We start from the raw sequence: 1630 nt of genomic DNA, 5'->3' as shown, positions 1-1630 counted from the left end.
AATCGGCGCGGTGAACGACGCCGCGCTCGTGGAACCGGAGGAAAAGGCCCTGGCCGCAGCCGTCTCCACGCTGCGTCCGAAGGCCGAGGCGCAATTGGCCGCGGGCGACTTCGCCGGCAGCCTGAGCACGCTGGCCCAGGTCCGCGAAGCCGTGGACGCCTTCTTCGCCGACGTCATGGTCATGGCCGAAGACCCGGCCGTGCGCGCCAACCGGCTGGCCCTGCTGGGCCAGCTGCACGGCCTGATGAACCAGGTCGCTGACATCTCCAGGCTGGCACAGTGAAACTCATCATCCTAGACCGCGACGGCGTCATCAACCAGGACAGCGATTCGTTCGTCAAGAACCCCGACGAATGGATCGCCTTGCCCGGCAGCCTGCACGCCATCGCCAGGCTGACGCAGGCCGGCTGGAAGGTGGTGGTCGCCACCAACCAGTCGGGGCTGGCGCGCGGCCTGTTCGACATGGACACGCTGACCGCCATCCACACCAAGATGCGGCGCGAGCTGGCCGCCGCGGGCGGCAGCATCGACGCCGTCTTCATGTGCCCGCATGGTCCTGACGACAACTGCTCCTGCCGCAAGCCCAAGCCCGGCATGTTCGAACAGATCGGCCACCGCTACGACGTCGACCTGGCCGGCGTGCCGGCGGTGGGCGACTCGCTGCGCGACCTGCAGGCCTCGTCGTCGGTCGGCTGCTCGCCCTGGCTGGTGCTGACCGGCAACGGCAAGAAGACGCTGGCCAAGGGCGGCCTGCCCGACAACACCCGCGTGTGCGACGATCTGTCGGCCGTGGTCGACACCTTGCTGCAGGACCATTGATCCGATGGCCCGGCTACGTTCGCTGCTGTACTTCCTGTTCCTGGCCGTCACGGTCATCCCCTATGCGTTCGCGTGCATCCTGTGGGCGCCGCTGCCGCTGCACTGGCGCTACAAGCTGACCGTGGGCTGGCCGCGCCTGGCTATCTGGGGCGCACGCTTCTTCTGCGGCATCCGCTGGCAGGTCAAGGGCTGGGAAAACCTGCCCGATGGTCCCGCAGTGCTGCTGTCCAAGCACCAGTCGGCCTGGGAAACGCTGTTCTTCCCCGCCCACATGCCGCGCGAAGTCTGCTTCGTCTACAAGCGGGAACTGCACATGGTGCCGTTCTTCGGCTGGGGCCTGGCGCTGCTGCGCATGATCCCGATCGACCGCGCCAAAGGCCGCGACGCCTTCGATCAGGTCGTCAAGCAAGGCCAGACCCGCCTGGACGAAGGCCGTTGGCCGCTGCTGTTTCCCGAGGGCACCCGGGTTCCGCCCGGCAAGACCGGCCGCTTCAAGATGGGCGGCGCGCTACTGGCTTCGCGCACCGGCGCGCGCGTCATCCCGGTGGCGCACAATGCCGGCGAATGCTGGCGCCGCAATGCCTTCGTGAAATATCCGGGGCTGATTACCGTCTCCATCGGTCCCGCGATAGAATCCAAGGGACTCTCCCCAGACGAACTGAACCAAAAGGTTCAGGACTGGATCGAGGGGGAAATGCGGCGTCTCAATCCAGAAAGGTATGGCCAGCACTGATCAGCTCGAACTCCTGTTCGATGAACAGCAACACGACGCGCCCGCGGGCGCGTCGCCGCTGAGCGCCGCGCCCAAGCC

General features: G+C 67.0%; 3 protein-coding genes. All 3 read left to right on the top strand.

Going from position 1 to position 1630, the window contains the following annotated elements; genetic code table 11:
* A partial coding sequence (locus VIR09_RS11470) for a DALR anticodon-binding domain-containing protein (protein WP_332012982.1) occupies positions 1-283 on the top strand: 283 nt, incomplete at its 5' end.
* Positions 280-819 (top strand): D-glycero-beta-D-manno-heptose 1,7-bisphosphate 7-phosphatase, encoded by a 540-nt coding sequence (gene gmhB, locus VIR09_RS11465; protein ID WP_207473766.1) that lies wholly within the window; start codon positions 280-282, stop codon positions 817-819. The genes VIR09_RS11470 and gmhB, both read left to right, overlap by 4 nt.
* Before the next feature lie 4 nt (positions 820-823).
* The gene (locus VIR09_RS11460; protein WP_332012981.1) at positions 824-1552 is read left to right on the top strand and encodes a lysophospholipid acyltransferase family protein; all 729 of its coding nucleotides are present in this window, start codon (positions 824-826) and stop codon (positions 1550-1552) included.
* The last annotated feature ends 78 nt before the right edge of the window (positions 1553-1630 follow it).

This window comes from Achromobacter sp. (assembly GCF_036567245.1).
In the GTDB taxonomy this organism is placed as follows: domain Bacteria; phylum Pseudomonadota; class Gammaproteobacteria; order Burkholderiales; family Burkholderiaceae_B; genus Achromobacter.
Note: the sequence above shows the minus strand (reverse complement) of the source record. Positions and strands in the feature narration are given on the sequence as shown.